The following is a 17228-nucleotide window of genomic DNA, read 5'->3' on the forward strand; positions in this document are numbered from 1 at the left end:
CATCGGGGGCAGCATGCCACTTTGGCCGCCCGGCTTCGCAGGCCGGGTCAACGAGCACGCGATCCACAGCGAACTGTTGCGCGACAACCCCTTGGGCGACCCGCACAGCAGGCCGTTATGGGTCTACACACCACCGGGTTATGACGACTCGCAGCGCCGCTACCCGGTCGTCTACATGCTGCTTGGCTTCACCGGGACACTGCCCGCCTGGAGCAACCAGCCCTCCGCGTACCGCAAGTCGGTACCGGTCGCGATCGACGAGGTGTTCGCCCGCGGGGAAGCCCCGCCCATGATCCTGGTGTTCGTGGACGCGTTCACGACCTACGGCGGCAGCCAATACGTCGACTCCGCGGGAACCGGCCGCTACCACTCGTACCTGTGCCAGGAGGTCGTGCCGTGGGTCGACACCAACTACCGCACCCTGGCTGCCCGCGAACACCGCGCCATAGCAGGGAAATCCAGCGGCGGTCTCGGCGCCGCGGTGACGTCGATGCTGCGACCCGACCTCTTCGGCGCGTTCGCGACCCACTCCGGCGACGCGTTGTCCGAAGCCCAATACATACCGCACTTCCTCATGGCCGCACGGCACCTACGCGCCTACAACGGCGACATCTTCGCCTGGTGGAAGGACTTTCAGTCACGCATCGCCTTCACCAAGGAAGAAGACATGCGCCTACTGGAAATCCTCGGAGTGTCGGCTTGTTTCTCCCCGGACACGGACGGAACACCGCTGCTGCCCTTCGACCCGGTGACGGGAGCACTCCAACCGGAGACCTGGCAGCGCTGGCTGAACTGGGACCCGGTGCGAATGGCGCCGAACCACACGGAAGCACTGCGGTCGATGCGCGCGATCTGGATCGACGCGGGCACAAGTGACGAATGGTTCCTCGACCTCGGCGCACTGGCACTGAACAAGGCAATCGGCGAAGCAGGCGCCGAGAACGTCCACTTCGAACTGTTCGACGGCGGCCACTTCGCCATCGAATACAGGCAGCCCATGGCGCTGGCGTGGCTCGCGAACCAGATCAGCGAGCAACCGCAGACCGTCCACTGAGCCAGCCGCGGGCAGACCAGCCGCGCGCAAGCGCAGAGTGGTGCTTCGGGGTTGCTCCTGCTCGGTGGCCTGCCCGCCGGGCGAGGCATCTTTCCCCGGACCACCGCGCTAGAACCAATCGCCGCGCCCCGAACAGCAAGCCCTTGCGGGTGAAAAGAAAAGGACAGTCCCCGCCGGACAGCAGACCACCGAAAGGGAACGAGGCGGTACAGGTTCCAGCCTCGGGCGCGGCTTGATCGTCGGGGTGAGTGAGCGCGGTCGGTCCCCTTCCGTATGGCCTGCCGGAGGCAACAACACGCGTCAAGGGGATCCGTTGGGTTCCCAGCCTGGTCGGGTTGCGAAGGCGGACCCCTTGACACGAGCGGTTGGGCTTCGCCCAGGCCATACGGAAGGGAACCAACCACGAAGGCGACCTCTGTGCATACTGCTACACGGCCGGACAGCGTGGGGATGTCGCTAGGTTCCTCGCAGCAACGGCCTGAGGTAGCAGTTGGCCGTCGCACCGTTATGCCGGTGTGTCGGATTCCCAGTAGGCGTCGATTCGGGCGATGGCTTCCTTTCTTGTCATGGTGGCGACTGTTCGTTCGGGGAGGCCCAGGCGGGTGAGGAGGAGGTGGACCAGGTCGACGGGAAGGGCGTCCGGGCGGGCTTTCGCTATACCGCGATCGGGTTTTTCCTCTTCGTTGACGCAGGCCCAGAAGGTGGGTTCGTCCACTTCCAGCTGGTCGCGGAGAATGTGGCGCCAGAGGTCCGGTCCGTATTCCTCGCGGTCCGAGATGCGGGTGCGCAGGACACGACCGTCCGGCAGGCCGAGTTCGTAGGTGATGTGGGTTCCCGTGCGGACGCCTATCCATCCTTCGTTGCGGCAGAAGCGGTCGTGGTTCGCCGGGGTGTGCGGCTGCTCGCTCATTCGGCGACCCCTACCAGCCATTCGCGGAGCTGCGCGTCGTCGCTCAGGCCGATCAACTGGACCAGGCCCCAGTTGTCGCGGTGGTTCGGGGTTTCCAACAGCCGCTCCTGCCAGTCCTCGGCGTACTCGCGCAACGACGTGATCATCTCGGCGATGGCCTCGTCGAAGGTCGCTCCGTCGGCCGAGATGGGCAAGCCCGGGATGAAGACCGACCAGCCGTCCGACTCGGCGACCACGTGCGCCCTCGGCTGGTTCATGGACACCAGGACATGTTGCAGCCGAACGACATCGACCACCGCGGTGCGTGCGTGGTCACGGCGGATGGTCGCCACTCGGCCTTTCTCCGCCGCGTCCAACAGGTCCTTGAGGTGGGTACGGGCGTCGGTGTAACTGTCGAAGTGCATTGTTTCCCTCTCGGTCGGGTCCTATTTTTCCCCCGAGAGGTCAGGTACGTCAAGTACTTCAGGTACTTATCGGCGTTATTCCCCAGCGTCCGGCCCACGACTCGCCCGGCGCCAGGGTGATCAGGTCCGTTCCGGAGTTCAGCGCGTCCGGCGGGCACGTCATCGGCTCGACCGCGATCGCCCTGCCCCGGCCGGGGAACTCCCCGGGGGTGAACACCTGCACCCACTTGAAGTCCGGGTCCGCCCAGACCTCCACCGCCGCCGACGACCCCGAAACGACATGCCGGACAAGGCCGTCCTCCCCCGGCAGGCAGCCGCCGAATGGCGTGTCCAGCTGCACGTCGCGCAACGGCCGCGCCGCGCGGAAGTCGAACTCGGTCCCCGCCACGTCGACGGCGGGCCCACTCGGCACCATCCGCTCCGGGTCGAGGGGCAGGACAGTGGTCGCAGCCAGCTGCAACGTGCACGAATCGGTCGAGTCGTTACCCGCTCGGGGGTACGGGTGAGTGCCCACGCCGAACGGCGTCGCGCGGTCACCGACGTTATGCACTCCGTGCGCAACGGTGAGGCCGGTGTCGTCCAGCGAGTACGCGATCGTGCTGCGCAGCCGCACCGGCCAGCCCGCCTGCGGTTCGATCGTGACCTCCAGCGAGATCGACGACCCGACGTGCTCCAGAACAGTCCACTGCAGACGGCGGGTGAGGCCGTGGATGGCGTTGCCACGCGCGGGCTCGGTCACGTCGAGCTGCTGCGGCTCGCCGTCGAGCAGCCACCGCGCGCCCGCTGTCCGATTCGGCCACGGCACGAGGACGGCACCGGAACCGAGCGGCGGCGTCTCGCCGTAGCCGTACGTCTCGCTGAACGGCACGCCACCGACCTCGTAGGCCCGCAGCCCCGCGCCGGTTTCGGTGATCACGGCCCGCGCGGTGCCGTGCACGATCTCCAGGGTCATGATTTGCAGCCTAACGGCGGGTGGTACTCCACTCGCGCAGCGTTGACGCTTGAAGGACCCTGCAAGCGGAAGGATCTCCACTATGATCAAGCGTGTAGCTGGCACGCTCCTCGCGGCGATGGCGATCGGGGCGTTCGTGGCCGCCCCGGCCGGTGCCGTCCAGGCCTCCGACTTCAACGCCATCGTGGCGCTGAACAACTGCTCCGGCTCGGTGGTGCGGCCGCCCGCGGCGAAGGACACCGACCCGGCACTGGTGATGTCGAACGGTCACTGCGTGAAGTTCATGGGCGCCAACGAGGTCATCGTGAACCAGTCGGCGAGCCGGACCTTCACGCTGCTCAACCGCAACGCCCAGCCCCTCGGCACGCTCCGCGCGACCAAGCTGGCCTACGCCACGATGAAGGACACGGATGTCTCCTTCTACCAACTGAGCCAGACCTACGCCCAGATCCAGTCGCAGTACAACACGCCAGCGCTGGAGCTGGCCACGTCGAAACCGGCGCCGGGATCGAGCATCGAGGTCAGGTCCGGCTACTGGAAGCGGATCTACAGCTGCCACGTCGACGGCTTCGTCCACCAGTTGAAGGAAGACGTGTGGACGTGGCGCGACTCGGTGCGCTACAAGTCGGAGTCGACGTGCAACACCATCGGTGGCACCTCGGGCTCACCGGTGGTCGACACGGCGTCCAACAAGGTCGTCGCGGTCAACAACACGGCGAACGAGAGCGGCGGCCGCTGCACGCTGAACAACCCGTGTGAGGTCAGCCAGACCGGCCAGGTCACAGTCCGCAACGGCTACAAGTACGGTCAGCAGACCTACAACATCCCTGCCTGCATCGGCGCGGGCAACCAGTTCACCCTGACGGCGCCGGGCTGCACCCTGCCCCGCCGGTAGCGAACGTTCCAGGCCCGCCGGAGAAGTCGTCCGGCGGGCTTTCGCGTTCCCTCGCGCAGTAATAGACCAGTCTGTATAGTCGGTCGCATGCCCAAGAAGAACGACACGCGGGAGCGGGTGCTGAGAACAGCGGCCACCCTGTTCCGCGCCCAGGGGTATCACGCGACCGGCCTCAACCAGGTGCTCGCGGAGGGAGGCGCCCCCAAGGGCTCCCTCTACTTCCACTTCCCCGGCGGCAAGGAGCAGCTGGCCGTCGAGTCCCTCCAGCTGTCCGGTGGCGAGCTGTGCGAACAGCTCAAGCTGGCCGCCTCGCTCGACGACGTCATCGATCTGCTGGCGACCAGGCTCGAGGAGTCCGACTTCCGGGACGGGTGTCCGATCACGACTGTCGCGTTGGACGCGGCGGGCGACAGCGAGCAGATCCGCGAGGCGTGCGACACCGCGTACCTGTCGTGGGAGAGCGTGATCGCCGATTACCTGGAGCGCCAAGGGGTTCCCAGCCCCGCGGCGTTGGCGACCACGGTGCTGGCCGCCATCGAAGGCGCTCTCATCCTCGCCAGGACACGCAAGGACGTCACACCGCTCCGCCAGGTCGGGGACCACCTCAAGCTGTTGATCCACAAGGAGTGATCGCCATGCGCGTGCACCACCTCAACTGCGGGACCATGCGTCCGCTCGGCGGCAAGTTGCTCGACGGCAGGCCCGGCCACCTGCGCAGGGGCACGATGGTCTGCCACTGCCTGCTCATCGAGACCGAGGACGGCCTCGTCCTCGTCGACACCGGGATCGGTTCGGACGACATCCGCGACCCGAAGGCGTCGCTGACACGGGAGTTCCTCCTCGCCGCCAACCCCGTCCTGGACGTGCGGGAAACCGCGGCACAGCAGGTGGTGAACCTGGGCTACAAGATCGAGGACGTCCGGCACATCATCCCCACCCACCTCGACCTCGACCACGCGGGCGGGTTCCGCGACTTCCCGGACGCGACCGTGCACGTGTACGCCGAGGAGCTCCGGGTCGCGCAGGCGCAGGCCACCGCCAAGGACCGCAGCCGGTTCCGCAAGGCCCAGTGGGCGCACGCGCGGTTCGAGAGCTACCAGACGAGCGGCGAGGACTGGTTCGGCTTCCAGGCAGTCCGCAACCTCAAGGGGTTGCCGGAGGAAATCCTGATCGTTCCGCTGCGCGGGCACACGGCCGGGCACGCCGGGATCGCCGTCGACATCGGTGACAAGTGGTTGCTGCACGGCGGCGACAGCTACTTCTTCGAGGGCGAGATGGACCCCGCGCACCCGCACTGCCCGCCGATGCTGACCCTGTTCCAGAAGATCGTCGAGACCGAGCGCACGCCGCGGTTGCGCAACCAGGACCGGCTGCGCGATCTGGCCCGCGACCAGTCCGGCCGGGTCGAGCTGTTCTGCGCGCACGACCCGGCCGGACTGGCCAGGTACAGCTAGTCCCCGCCCTTGCTCAACGCTTCGGGGTTCAGGGTGACCTCCTCGCCCCTGACCTTGGTGTAGATGAAGTTGATCAGCCAGAGGATCACGCCGACGCCCAGCAGGATCCCGGCGATGCCGTAGTCGCGTGCCGGTCGTCCGGACAGCGGGCTGGCGAGGTACAGGCACAGCACCGCCGCGATCACCGGAATAACGGTCGGTGTGCGGAAGTGCGGATGCGAGACCTTGGTCTTGCGCAGCACCAGCAACGCGATGTTGACGATGGCGAACACCACGAGCAGCAACAACGCCGTCGTGCCGCCGAGCACGCTGATATCCACTGTGGACACCAGGATCACCGCGATGACCGTGGTGAACAGGATGGACACCCATGGGGTCCTGCGGAACGGGTGCACGGTGCCCAGCTGGCGCGGGATGATCCGCTCGTTGGCCATGCCGTAGAGCAGACGGCTGGCCATCATCATGTTGATCAGCGCGGAGTTGATCACGGCGAACATGCCGATCGCGGAGAACACGACGTGGGGGAAGCCCGGCGCGCCGACGTCCAGCACCTTCAGCAGCGCGTTGCTGCCCGACTTCTGCAGTTCGTCGGCTGGCACAAGCAGCGAGGACGTCACCGAGACCAGGATGTAGATCGTCGCGGCGACAACCATGCCCCAGAGCATCGCCTTCGGGAAGATCCGAGCCGGGTCCTTGCATTCCTCGGCCATGTTCACCGAGTCCTCGAAACCGACCATCGCGAAGAACGCCAACGAGGTCGCCGAAGTGATGGCGACCAGCCACGTCTGGTCGTGTGTGTCGACCTGGGTCAGTCTGGCGGGGTCGCCGTCGCCGCTCGCGACAGCGAAGACGCCGACCGCGATGATGATCAGCAGACCGGCCAGCTCGATGCAGGTGAGCACCACGTTGGCCTTGACAGACTCGCTGACGCCTCTGAAGTTCACCGCCGCGACGAGCACTACGAACGCGATCGCGAGGATCGTGGTCAGCGTCATGGTCGCGGTGAGCCCGAACGTCTTCGGCAGGTACGTCCCGCCGAACGCGATGGCGGCCGACGACGCCGACGTGATTCCCGAGCACATCACCGCGAACGCGACCATGAACGTCAAGAACTGGATCTTGAAGGCCCGGTGCGTGTACAGCGCGGCCCCCGCTGCCTGCGGGAACTTGCCGACCAGTTCGAGGTAGCTGAACGCGGTCAGGAACGCGATCACGAAGGCGAGCAGGAAGGGCAACCACAGCGCACCGCCGACTCTGCCGGCCACTTGGCCGGTCAGTGCGTAGATGCCGGTGCCGAGGATGTCCCCCACGACGAAGAACAGCAGCAGTTTCGGCCCAATTGCCCGCTTGAGCTCGGGTTTCCCGGGCGCTTGTTCCTTGATCCCTTCCGTCATCCCTGGAGTGTGCCCGATATCACCGAAAAAGGTGTAACGACATCACTCCATTGTCGTCGCGACTTCCTTGTCGGCCCGATAACGCCAGAACGCCGACAGCCAGATGGCCGACGCGACGGTCAGGACGATCACCAGGACACCGCCGCCCGCCGAGGCGACGGCCGTGCCCGCTCCCGCTGCCGTCCAGCCGTGGGTGATGTCCGCGAGGCGTGGGCCCCCTGCGACGACGACGGTGAACACGCCCTGCATCCGGCCACGCATGTCGTCCGGGGCCGCCATCTGCAGGATCGACGAGCGGTAGACGGCGCTGACCATGTCCGCGGCCCCGCCGACCGCCAGGAACACCACCGCCAGCCAAAGCGCGCTGCTCAGGCCGAACCCGACCATCGCGACGCCCCACACGCACACCGAGATGATCACGCCGACGCCGTGCCGGTTGACCTTCTGCAGCCAGCCCGACGACAGGCCCATCAGGAACGCGCCGAGCGGAATGGCGGCGTACAGCCAACCCAACGCGCTGCCGCCGCCCGGCGGGTCACCGAACGTGCGCTCGGCCATCTCGGGGAACAGCGCGCGCGGCATACCCGCGACCATCGCGATGATGTCGACGAGGAAGGACGCCAGCAGCACGGTTTGCCCGGCCAGGTAACGGAACCCGTCGACGACGTCGCGCAGCCCGGCCCGTCTGATCTCGCCGCTCAGCGGCGGCATCGGCGGCAGGCGCCACACCGCGTACATCGCCAGCACGAGCGCGACCGAGTCAACGAGGTACAAAGTGGACAGCCCGAGGACCGGGAGCAGCGCGCCCGCGAGCAACGGGCCGAGCACCGCGCCGAACGTGAAGATGGTCGAGCCGAGCGCCATCGCCGACGGCATCAGCTCGGCGGGCACCAGCCGGGCGATCGCCGCCGACCGGGTCGGCATGTTGACCGCGAAGAACGACTGCTGCAGGCCGAGCAGCACCAGCACGACCCAGACCGACCGCATCCCGGTCGCGGCCTGCAGCCACAGCAGGACCGAGCTCAGCGCGATCCCCGCGTTGGTGATCAGCAGGAGTTTCCGCCGGTCCATCATGTCCGCGATGGCCCCGCCCCACAGGCCGAAGACCAGCAACGGGACCAGCGCGACCGCGCCGGTCAGCCCGACGTAGCCGGACGACCCGGTCAGGTCGAACACCTGCTTGGGCACGGCGACCGCGGTGAGCTGGGCGCCGATGGAGGTGACCGCCGTGGACAGCCATAAGCGGCGATACGGACGTACGCGAAGGGGCCGGACGTCCATCACCAGTTCGCGTAGTGCCACATCGAACAAGCTTAGGGGCCCTAAGCAACCGTCCGAACGTGATTTTTCGCAACCAATGTGGCCTTCGTTGCGCGAAACGCAACGAAGGCCACATTGGTTGCACAGCTTCTACGGGCCGAGGCGCTCGACCTTCCAGCCGTCGCGGGTCAGCTTGTAGCGCAGGCGGTCGTGCATGCGGTTGCGGCGGCCCTGCCAGAACTCGACGACCTCGGGCCGGATTCGCCAGCCGCCCCAGTGCGGGGGCACCGGGACCTCTTCGGCGTCGGCGAACTGGCGCTGGATGTTGGCCAGCGACGAGTCGAGCGTGTTGCGGCTGTGTACTACGACCGACTGCGGCGACGCCCATGCGCCGAGCTGCGACTCGCGCGGGCGGCTGGCCCAGTAGGCGGCTGTCTCGGTGACGTCGACCTTCTCGACGGTGCCGCGGACGTGGGCCTGGCGCTGGAGGGAGTACCAAGGAAACGTGGCCGAGGCGTACCGGGTCGCGGCGAGCTCGTGGCTCTTGGTCGACGTGTAGTTGGTGAAGAACACGACGCCGCGCGAGTCGAGACCCTTGGCGAGCACTGTCCGTGACGACGGCCTGCCCTGGGGGTCGGCGGTGGCGAGGACCATCGCGTTCGGTTCGACCACACCCTGCTGCGCCGCCTGGTCAAGCCAGTACTGCAACTGCTCGTGCCACGTCCGGGCCAGCTCGGACTCGTCGAGAGTGCCGCCCTCGTAGTGGGCACGCATCGCCGGTAGGTCGAGTGTGATGTTGGACGTGATGTCGGCGTCCGCCATGCGTATCACCCTCCGCCTCGGGATCTCCTTGGTTCCCAAGGACGTTACGGGGTCCACCCGCCAGGAGAAACAGGACGCATGGTGATTACACCCACGCGGAGCCAACCAGATCGATCAACCAGATCGATTCAGTGAACCGATCATGCGCTGCGCGGTGACGGCGTCGTGCGCCAGGGCCGTGGCCAGGGACCCACCCGCGGCCAACGGCACGAGCGAGCACCACTCGCCGGCGACCGCGGCAGGCGGATCTTCATGGCCCACACGGAGATCCGAGGCGAGCACCCGCCTGCCCGCGAGGACGGCCGGGCTGGCGATCAACGAGTCGATCTCCAGCCGTTGGTTGAGCACCGGGCGGCCGCCGCGCCGGACGACAGTCTCGGTGCGCAGACTGCCCGGCCGCTCGCCTTCCCTGCCGAGGACGAGCATCTCGCGGACGCGCAGCCGCGCCCCAGGTTCAAGCGAACCGGTGAACGCGGCCGTGTGCCGAGCACGGTGCGTGACGATCATGGAATCGGGCGAATACTCCACAATGGATCCGTCGGCCGCTTCGACCCGGACGGTGAACCGGCTGGGCGCGGGTCTCGGTCCGGGCAGGACCAAGCTGGCGGCCACGCTCGCCACCCGCAGCCGGGCACCGGGCCCGGCGACGAGTGTCAGGTCGAGTTCGTCGCCGCCGAGCGGTGCCGACGCCGAGTTCACCAGGTGCACGTGGCCCGGCTTGCCACGGTGCGGGACGAGGGTGAGCGGCGAGCAGGATCGCAACTCCCGCAACACAGTCCGCCCGTCGACCGACTCGGCCACAACCCGTGCGTGCGCTTTCATCCCGACCGTACAGGCAACTGAGCACGCAGCCAGTCGGCGACGGCGGGAGCGCCTGGCGTCTCGGTGAGCGACTGCGCGATCACCGGCAACTCGCCGCGCATTCGCGCGGCGTCACCCGTCATGACCTCCAGATCCGCCCCGACCAGCGGGGCGAGGTCGATCTTGTTGATCACGAGCAGGTCCGCTGTGGTCACACCGGGACCTCCCTTGCGCGGCACCTTGTCGCCGCCGGCCACGTCGACGACGAAGATCTGCCGGTCGACCAGGCCCCGGCTGAACACGGCCGTCAGGTTGTCGCCACCGCTCTCGATGATCACCAGCTCCAGCCCCGGGTGGCGTTCTTCCAGTGTCTCCACGGCGTCCAGGTTCGCGGTGATGTCGTCACGGATGGCGGTGTGCGGGCAGCAACCGGTCTGCACGGCCTCGATCCGGTCGGTGTCCAGCACGCCCGCGCGACGCAGGAAGTCCGCGTCCTCCGTGGTGTAGATGTCGTTGGTGACCACGGCGAGGTTCACCTCACCGCGGAACGCGCGGCACAGCGCGGCGGTCAGCGCGGTCTTCCCGCTGCCGACCGGTCCGCCGATGCCGATCCGGAAGGCGCGGCCCGTGGCCGGGGACTGTTGGTGGTGGTCCGGCTCCGACCAGGTCGGGTCGAAGTTCACCGGGTGCCGGTGGGGGTGGGCGACCCCCTCTGCGGGGGTCGGAATGTCACTGTGATCAGCTTGCAAAGAGCCGTACCTCTTCCTTGTGGTGGCGCAGATGCGCCTCGGCCAGCAGATCCAGCCCGGGTGCTCCCGGGCCGGGCAGGTCCTCCGGCGGCAGGTCCGCCGACGACACCGCGCGCTCGGCGACGGCGTGCATGGCGTCGCCCAGCCGGGTCACTTCAGCGTTGGCAGCGAACGGATCGAGCCCGAGCAACCGGACCGCGGCGCTCGCCGGGCCGCTGACCGACAGGTACGCCGCCGTCAACGCCGCATCACCCGATGATCCCCCGGCGATTCCGGTCAACGCGCCGACGACGATCGCGTGGTGAGGCCTGGGTGTGGCTCGTACCAAGGCATCCAGCACAGGCGACGGCCACGCGCCGCGGCCCGCTCTGAGCGTCGCTCGCCCTTGCGCCCGTGATGCTTCGCGTTGCGCGGGTGACGGTGTCCGCGCGTCCAGTTCCTCGTCCAGAATGGACCACTCGTGGCATTCCACGGCCGTCGCGGCGAAGATCGCCGCCAGCTCCCCCGCTGTGCGCAGCCTGCCTGCCAGGAACAGCCCCAGTGTAGGGATGTCGGTGACGAGCCCGCGCGCGGCGGCCTCCTCGAGACCGCCGGAGTGCACGTGCCCGCCACCGGGGAACCGGGAATCGGACAGGACGAGCGCGACCGCGTGCATCAGAACAGGAAATACCGTTGTGCCAACGGCAGCCGGTCGACCGGGCGCGGTTCGATCAGCTCGCCGTCCACGTGCACGGCGAAGCTGTCCGCGTCGACGCGGACGTCCGGCATCGCGTCGTTGAGCAGCATGTCGGCCTTGGTCACCTCGCGAGTACTGGTCACCGCGACGAGTTCCCTGTCGAGCCGGAACACATCGGCCACGTCCGTGTCCAGCGCCTCCTGTGCGACGAAGTGCAGCCCGCTGTCGATCGCGACCGACGGCGCAGCACCGAACATCGGCCTCGCGTACACCGGTTGTGGCGTCGGGATGGACGCGTTGGCGTCGCCCATCGCCGCCCACGCCGTGAACCCGGCCTTCAGCACGACGTGCGGCCGGACGCCGAAGAACTTCGGTTCCCACAGCACGAGATCGGCGAGCTTGCCGACCTCGACCGAACCGACCCACCTGTCGATGCCGTGCGCGATCGCCGGGTTGATCGTGTATTTGGCGACATATCGACGCGCCCGCGTGTTGTCGGCGGCCGTGTCACCGGGCAGCGCACCGCGCCGGTCCTTCATCACGTGCGCGGTCTGCCACGTCCGGATGATCACCTCGCCGATCCGGCCCATCGCCTGCGAGTCGGAGCTGATCATCGAGATCGCACCGAGGTCGTGCAGCACGTCCTCGGCCGCGATCGTGCTCGGCCGGATCCGCGACTCGGCGAACGCGAGGTCCTCGGGCACGGACGGGTTCAGGTGGTGGCACACCATGAGCATGTCCAGGTGCTCTTCGAGCGTGTTCGCGGTGTGCGGGCGCGTCGGGTTCGTCGACGACGGCAGCACGTTCGCCTCGGACACCACGCGGATGATGTCCGGCGCGTGCCCACCGCCCGCGCCTTCCGTGTGGTACGCGTTGATCGACCTGCCACCAATCGCGTCCAAAGTAGACTCAACAATCCCCGCTTCGTTCAGCGTGTCCGTGTGGATCGCGACCTGCACGCCGGATTCGTCGGCGACGGTCAGGCACGCGTCGATCGCGGCGGGCGTCGAACCCCAGTCCTCGTGCAGCTTGAACCCACCCGCGCCCGCGCGGAGCTGCTCACGCAGGCCCGCATGGCTGACCGTGTTCCCTTTGCCCAGCAGGAGGACGTTGACGGGCTGGTCCTGCATCGCCTGCAGCATCCGGCCGATGTTCCACGCGCCGGGCGTGACCGTGGTGGCCTTGCTGCCTTCGACCGGGCCCGTGCCGCCGCCGACCATCGTCGTCAGCCCGGAAGCAAGCGCCTGGTCGGTCAGCTGCGGGCAGATGAAGTGCACGTGGCAGTCGATGCCACCGGCGGTGAGGATCTTGCCGTTGCCCGCCAGGATCTCGGTGGACGGCCCGATCACCAGCGCGGGGTCGACGCCGTCCATCACATCCGGGTTGCCCGCCTTGCCGATCGCGACGATCTTGCCCTCACGCACCCCGACGTCCGCCTTGACCACGCCCCAGTGGTCGAGGATCACGACTCCGGTGATCACCAGGTCCGGCGCGCCCTGCGCCCGCGTGACCACGCCCTGGCCCATCGACTCGCGGATCACCTTGCCACCGCCGAAGATCACCTCGTCACCCGCGCCCGCGCCCGTGCTGCGGTCCTCGGTGACCTCGATCAGCAGGTTCGTGTCGGCGAGCCGGATCCGGTCGCCGGTGGTCGGACCGAACAGCTCGGCGTACCGGTCACGGTCGATCGAGGTCACCGGCCCACTCCTTCCGAAGCCCTGGCACGACACGCCTGCCCGCGATCGGCACGAGCCCGACTTCCCGCTCGACGCCCGGTTCGAACCGCACAGACGTGCCAGTCGGGATGTCCAGCCGGTGGCCCCACGCGGCCTCGCGGTCGAAGTCGAGGCCAGGGTTGACGGCCGCGAAGTGGTAGTGCGAGCACGGTGACGAGCTTGGTGCCGTCCTGGAAGGTGGCTTCGACCTGGACCGCGTCCACCATCTCCGGCACGCCGTCGAGCACGTGGTCCCGGCTGAGCACGTGCCGTCCACTGGCGACCAGGTCGGTCACCGTGCGGCCGTCGCGCGCGCCTTCCAGGACGTGGTCGGTGATCAGCGCGACGGCCTCCGGGTAGTTCAGCTTCACACCGCGGTCCAGCCGCTTGCGCGCGACGTCGGCCGCCACGTGACCCGATCTGGAAACACACGTGTAACTCAGATGGGTGCTTCGACCCCGATGCCCAGTTCGATGGCCTTGCGCACCACGTGGTCGGCGGCGAACAGGTCCTCGGTGGCGATGCCCAACGACCGGAACAGCGTGATCGCCTCCGGTCCCGAACGGCCGGGCGCCTTGCCGATCAGCAGGTCGCCGAGTTCGCCGCGGACCGGGGGCGGGTCGTCCTGGAACTCCTTGGCCTCGCCGAGCACGGACTGCATCGCGTCGACGTACAACTCGGCGGCCCGCACTGTCGCCAAGTCGACTTCCTGGTGCCGCACCGTGCTCGCGCCGACGGCGTTGACGTGGGTGCCGGGGCGGATCCACTCCCGGCGCAGCACGGGCTCGGTCGCAGTGGTCACCGTGACGACGATGTCCGCGTCCCGCACGGCTTCCTCCGCGCTGGCGGCCGCTTCGAGGTCGAACTCGACGTCCACCCGGTCGACGAACGCGGCCGCGGATCGTGGCGAGAACACCTTGGCGTGCCTGATCCGGCGGACGAGCGGAATGGCGTGCAGGTGTGCCTCGGCCTGAACGCCCGCGCCGATGATCGCGAGCGTGCCCGCGTCCGGCCTGGCCAGCTCACGAGTGGCGAGCGCGGACACCGCGGCGGTCCGGATCTCGGTGAGCGCCGAAGCGTTCAGGAAAGCCAGCGGCTCACCGGTGACACCGTCGAAAAGCGCGACCGCCCCTTGGTGCGCATCCAACCCCCGCGACGGGTTGTCCGGGACTATGCACAGCAGTTTGGTGCCGAACAACGGCCGCTCGCCACCACGGTACGCGGGCATCCACACCCCGAACGCACTGGTCGACGAGGGGTGGAACGGCGTCCTCAGCGGTTGCTCGACCTGCCCGTTCGCCCTGGCCCTGAGCGCGTCGGCCATCACGTCGACGCACTCGTCCAGCGTCAGGAGGTCCTTGACGTCCGCAGCGGAGAGGATTCGCATGCGGCATGGAATAGCAGACTGAATCGTTCACGCAATCGTGACCCAAGCCACGGCGCGTGTCATTGCGACACAGAGCGCCGGGGTGAAGTGTTTGAAGCTGAGGCCGCGCGGTGTCGCCGACTCCTACCCGGACGCCGACGCGTGCGTGAGGCAAGTCGGGGATTTGGCGGAAAGGCAACCGCGCATGTCGACACCAACGGTGAACCCATCGCAAACCGGCTTCGACGACGACGGCTACAAGCCTGGTCTCGAAGGAGTCATCGCGTTTCGCACGCAGATCGCCGAACCGGACAGGGATGGCGGGGCGCTGCGCTACCGCGGCGTGGACATCGAAGACCTGGTCGGCCGAGTGACCTTCGGAAACGTGTGGGCGCTGCTGGTCGACGGCAGGTTCGGCCCGGGGCTGCCGCCTGCGGAGCCGTTCCCGATCCCGGTGCACACCGGGGACGTGCGGGTGGACGTGCAGGCGGCGCTGGCGATGCTGGCCCCGATCTGGGGATTCCGGCCGCTGCTGGACATCACGGACCTGGAAGCACGAGCGCATCTGGCGCGGGCGTCGGTGATGGCGCTGTCGTACGTGGCCCAGTCGGCCAGGGGAATCGGCCATCCCGCGGTTCCGGAAAGCCGGATAAACGAATGTGAAACGATCACTGAACGTTTCATGACCCGTTGGCGCGGAGAACCGGACCCGGCGCACATCAAAGCGATCGACGCCTACTGGGTGTCGGCGGCGGAGCACGGGATGAACGCGTCGACGTTCACCGCCCGCGTGATCGCGTCGACCGGAGCGGACGTGGCAGCGGCGTTGTCCGGCGGAATCGGCGCGATGTCCGGCCCTCTGCACGGCGGAGCCCCCGCACGGGTCCTGCCGATGATCGAGGCAGTCGAGCGCTCAGGAGACGCACGCGGATACGTGAAGGGCGTGCTGGACCGAGGCGAACGCCTGATGGGCTTCGGCCACAGGGTCTACCGCGCGGAGGACCCGCGAGCGCGTGTGCTCCGGCGTACCTGCCGCGAACTGGGCGCCTCCCGTTACGAGGCAGCGGACGCCCTGGAGCAGGCGGCGTTGGCGGAGTTGCGCGAACGCAGGCCGGACCGCGCGATCGAGACGAACGTGGAGTTCTGGGCAGCGGTGATCCTGGACTTCGCCGAAGTCCCACCGCACATGATGCCGTCCATGTTCACGTGCGCCCGGACAGCGGGCTGGTGCGCGCACATCCTGGAGCAGAAGCAAACCGGCAGACTGATCCGCCCGTCGGCCCGGTACACGGGCCCCGAACCCCGCAAGCCCGAAGAGGTCGAAGGCTGGGGCAGCATCACCAGCAACTAAGCGGACAGCTTGAACCCACCCTCCGTGTGAACATTTCTGTACAGTTGTGAACAGAGATGTTCACTCATGGAGGGGTACACCGTGTTGACACTCAGCGAAGTACGGACCATCGCGGGCACCCTCGCCGTCCGCGGTACCGCCAGGCTGCTCGCCGAAGCGGGCGATCTTGTCTGCGCCATCGAGAGCCCGCGCTACCAGGAGAACCCCTACCCGCTGTACGAGCGCATCCGCGCCAAGGGCCCGATCTACAAGGCCCCGTCCGGTGCCTATGCGCTCACGTCGCACGCCCATTGCTCCAGTGCTCTGCGCGAACCCAAACTGGGTGTGCGCACGACGACCGGCAAGCTGATCGGCGAGTCCACCAACGCGCTCGCTGACACGTTCGTCTCCTTGGATCAGCCTGACCACGGGCGGCTGCGCAAGGTGGCCGCGCCCGCGTTCCGGCCGAAGCTCATGCGGCAGATGCGGGATGGCATCGAGGCGACCACCCACCGCCTGCTCGACCGGCTGGGCACCGAGTTCGACCTGATGCGCGACTTCGCCGCCCCGCTGCCGATCGCCGTGATCAGCGACCTGCTCGGCATCCCGCCTGCCGACCGGACGCGGTTCGCGCACTACGGGCAGGTTGTCGGCCGCGCGTTCGACGGGCTCGGCAACTCGGCGCAGTTGCGGGTCTACAAGGCCGCGGTCGCCGATCTGCAGGAACTGTTCACGCGGTTGATGGCCGAGCGGCGCACCGACCCCGGCGACGACGTGATCAGCCTGCTCGTCACGGCCGAGACCGACGAGAAGATCACCGCCGACGAGCTGATCGCCACGTGCCGGTTGCTGCTGATCGCCGGGTTCGAGACGACCGTGAACCTGATCGGCAACGCCGTCGTCCTCTTCGATCAGCACCCCGAGCAGTGGGAACTGCTGCGGGAGCAACCGGATCTGGCGCCCGGCGCGGTCGAGGAGGTGCTGCGGTTCGAGTCGCCGCTTCCGCTGATCTACCGCCACCCGCACGAGCCGTTCGAGATCGGCGGCCACACCATCCCGGTGAACCGCGGCGTCGTGTTCATCACCGCCGCCGCCAACCGCGACCCGGAGGTCTTCCCCGACCCGCACCGGTTCGACATCACGCGCCCGGAAGCCGTGGAGCACTTGGCGTTCGGCGGCGGCGCGCACTACTGCCTCGGCGCTCCGCTGTCCCGTCTGGAGGGCGACGTCGCGTTCCGCGCCCTCGCCGAGCGGCTGCCCGGGATCCGCGTCACGGCTCCGCCTGTCCGTCGCAAGTCGATCGTCATCCGCGGCTTCCTCAGCGTTCCGGTGGCTGTCTAGCCCGGCTTCCGGCGACCAAGCCCCGTCCTCGCGGAGCGAGGACAATCCAACACTGTCCTCCGAAAGGAGGACAACGGGATTCAGTCGCGCGGTCGTCCCTGGCGC

At 68.0% G+C, this 17228-nt stretch carries 17 protein-coding genes and 2 pseudogenes; 6 read left to right on the forward strand and 13 right to left on the reverse strand.

All coding sequences use genetic code 11. The features are described from left to right. Positions 1 to 13: 13 nt before the first annotated feature. Complete coding sequence (locus ALI144C_RS28040) at positions 14 to 1054, forward strand: alpha/beta hydrolase (protein WP_076990190.1); 1041 nt, start codon at positions 14 to 16, stop codon at positions 1052 to 1054. A 505-nt stretch (positions 1055 to 1559) separates the two neighbouring features. On the opposite strand, the gene ALI144C_RS28045 is transcribed toward ALI144C_RS28040, so the two are convergent. Genes ALI144C_RS28045 through ALI144C_RS28055 form a run of 3 tightly spaced genes read right to left on the reverse strand, consistent with a single transcriptional unit; the run spans position 1560 to position 3320 of the window. Then, on the reverse strand, positions 1560 to 1964 hold the full coding sequence (locus tag ALI144C_RS28045; RefSeq protein WP_076990191.1) for a cytotoxic translational repressor of toxin-antitoxin stability system: 405 nt from the start codon (positions 1962 to 1964) through the stop codon (positions 1560 to 1562). After that, the gene (locus ALI144C_RS28050; protein ID WP_042190627.1) at positions 1961 to 2368 is read right to left on the reverse strand and encodes a prevent-host-death protein; all 408 of its coding nucleotides are present in this window, start codon (positions 2366 to 2368) and stop codon (positions 1961 to 1963) included. Before ALI144C_RS28050 ends, ALI144C_RS28045 begins: the two co-directional genes overlap by 4 nt. Positions 2369 to 2426: 58 nt before the next feature. Then, entirely contained in the window at positions 2427 to 3320 is an 894-nt protein-coding gene (locus tag ALI144C_RS28055) for an aldose 1-epimerase family protein (RefSeq protein ID WP_076990192.1), read from the reverse strand. Positions 3321 to 3402: 82 nt separating this feature from the next. On the opposite strand from ALI144C_RS28055, the gene ALI144C_RS28060 reads away from it, so the two are divergent. The 3 genes from ALI144C_RS28060 to ALI144C_RS28070 all read left to right on the forward strand — a co-directional run bounded on the left by ALI144C_RS28060 (position 3403) and on the right by ALI144C_RS28070 (position 5669). Beyond that, positions 3403 to 4215, forward strand: a complete 813-nt coding sequence (locus ALI144C_RS28060) for a S1 family peptidase (protein ID WP_076990193.1) — start codon at positions 3403 to 3405, stop codon at positions 4213 to 4215. A gap of 87 nt (positions 4216 to 4302) precedes the next feature. Further along, positions 4303 to 4845 (forward strand): TetR/AcrR family transcriptional regulator, encoded by a 543-nt coding sequence (locus tag ALI144C_RS28065; RefSeq protein WP_076990194.1) that lies wholly within the window; start codon positions 4303 to 4305, stop codon positions 4843 to 4845. A gap of 5 nt (positions 4846 to 4850) precedes the next feature. Next, a complete protein-coding gene (locus tag ALI144C_RS28070; RefSeq protein ID WP_076990495.1) occupies positions 4851 to 5669 on the forward strand; it encodes an MBL fold metallo-hydrolase in 819 nt (272 codons plus the stop codon). Here ALI144C_RS28070 and ALI144C_RS28075 read toward each other — a convergent pair. From ALI144C_RS28075 to ALI144C_RS28120, 10 genes and pseudogenes are all read right to left on the reverse strand, one after another. Next, on the reverse strand, positions 5666 to 7063 hold the full coding sequence (locus tag ALI144C_RS28075) for an APC family permease (RefSeq protein WP_076990195.1): 1398 nt from the start codon (positions 7061 to 7063) through the stop codon (positions 5666 to 5668). The genes ALI144C_RS28070 and ALI144C_RS28075 overlap by 4 nt on opposite strands. Positions 7064 to 7105: 42 nt before the next feature. After that, positions 7106 to 8344: an MFS transporter gene (locus ALI144C_RS28080; protein ID WP_076990496.1), complete on the reverse strand. Its 1239-nt coding sequence runs from the start codon at positions 8342 to 8344 to the stop codon at positions 7106 to 7108. A gap of 129 nt (positions 8345 to 8473) precedes the next feature. After that, positions 8474 to 9145, reverse strand: coding sequence for a pyridoxamine 5'-phosphate oxidase (gene pdxH, locus ALI144C_RS28085; protein WP_076990196.1), 672 nt, complete (start codon positions 9143 to 9145; stop codon positions 8474 to 8476). A gap of 114 nt (positions 9146 to 9259) precedes the next feature. After that, entirely contained in the window at positions 9260 to 9967 is a 708-nt protein-coding gene (locus ALI144C_RS28090) for an urease accessory protein UreD (protein ID WP_076990197.1), read from the reverse strand. Continuing rightward, a complete protein-coding gene (gene ureG / locus ALI144C_RS28095; protein ID WP_193441234.1) occupies positions 9964 to 10695 on the reverse strand; it encodes an urease accessory protein UreG in 732 nt (243 codons plus the stop codon). Before ureG ends, ALI144C_RS28090 begins: the two co-directional genes overlap by 4 nt. Next, positions 10685 to 11350 (reverse strand): urease accessory protein UreF, encoded by a 666-nt coding sequence (locus ALI144C_RS28100; protein WP_076990198.1) that lies wholly within the window; start codon positions 11348 to 11350, stop codon positions 10685 to 10687. The genes ureG and ALI144C_RS28100 overlap by 11 nt, the downstream gene beginning before the upstream one ends. Beyond that, positions 11350 to 13068 (reverse strand): urease subunit alpha, encoded by a 1719-nt coding sequence (locus ALI144C_RS28105; protein ID WP_076990199.1) that lies wholly within the window; start codon positions 13066 to 13068, stop codon positions 11350 to 11352. Before ALI144C_RS28105 ends, ALI144C_RS28100 begins: the two co-directional genes overlap by 1 nt. After that, a pseudogene (locus ALI144C_RS57775) lies at positions 13049 to 13252 on the reverse strand (urease subunit beta); the annotation flags it as partial. The gene ALI144C_RS28105 and the pseudogene ALI144C_RS57775, both read right to left, overlap by 20 nt. 1 nt (position 13253) lies before the next feature. Further along, a pseudogene (locus ALI144C_RS56845) lies at positions 13254 to 13529 on the reverse strand (urease subunit gamma); the annotation flags it as partial. Then, positions 13526 to 14473, reverse strand: a complete 948-nt coding sequence (locus tag ALI144C_RS28120; RefSeq protein ID WP_076990200.1) for an ornithine cyclodeaminase family protein — start codon at positions 14471 to 14473, stop codon at positions 13526 to 13528. The pseudogene ALI144C_RS56845 and the gene ALI144C_RS28120, both read right to left, overlap by 4 nt. Before the next feature lie 199 nt (positions 14474 to 14672). On the opposite strand from ALI144C_RS28120, the gene ALI144C_RS28125 reads away from it, so the two are divergent. Next, complete coding sequence (locus ALI144C_RS28125; RefSeq protein WP_441297576.1) at positions 14673 to 15803, forward strand: citrate synthase 2; 1131 nt, start codon at positions 14673 to 14675, stop codon at positions 15801 to 15803. Between the two features lie 81 nt (positions 15804 to 15884). Then, positions 15885 to 17123: a cytochrome P450 gene (locus ALI144C_RS28130; protein WP_076990499.1), complete on the forward strand. Its 1239-nt coding sequence runs from the start codon at positions 15885 to 15887 to the stop codon at positions 17121 to 17123. The last annotated feature ends 105 nt before the right edge of the window (positions 17124 to 17228 follow it).

Source organism: Actinosynnema sp. ALI-1.44, from assembly GCF_001984155.1.
Taxonomy (GTDB): Bacteria; Actinomycetota; Actinomycetes; order Mycobacteriales; family Pseudonocardiaceae; genus Kibdelosporangium.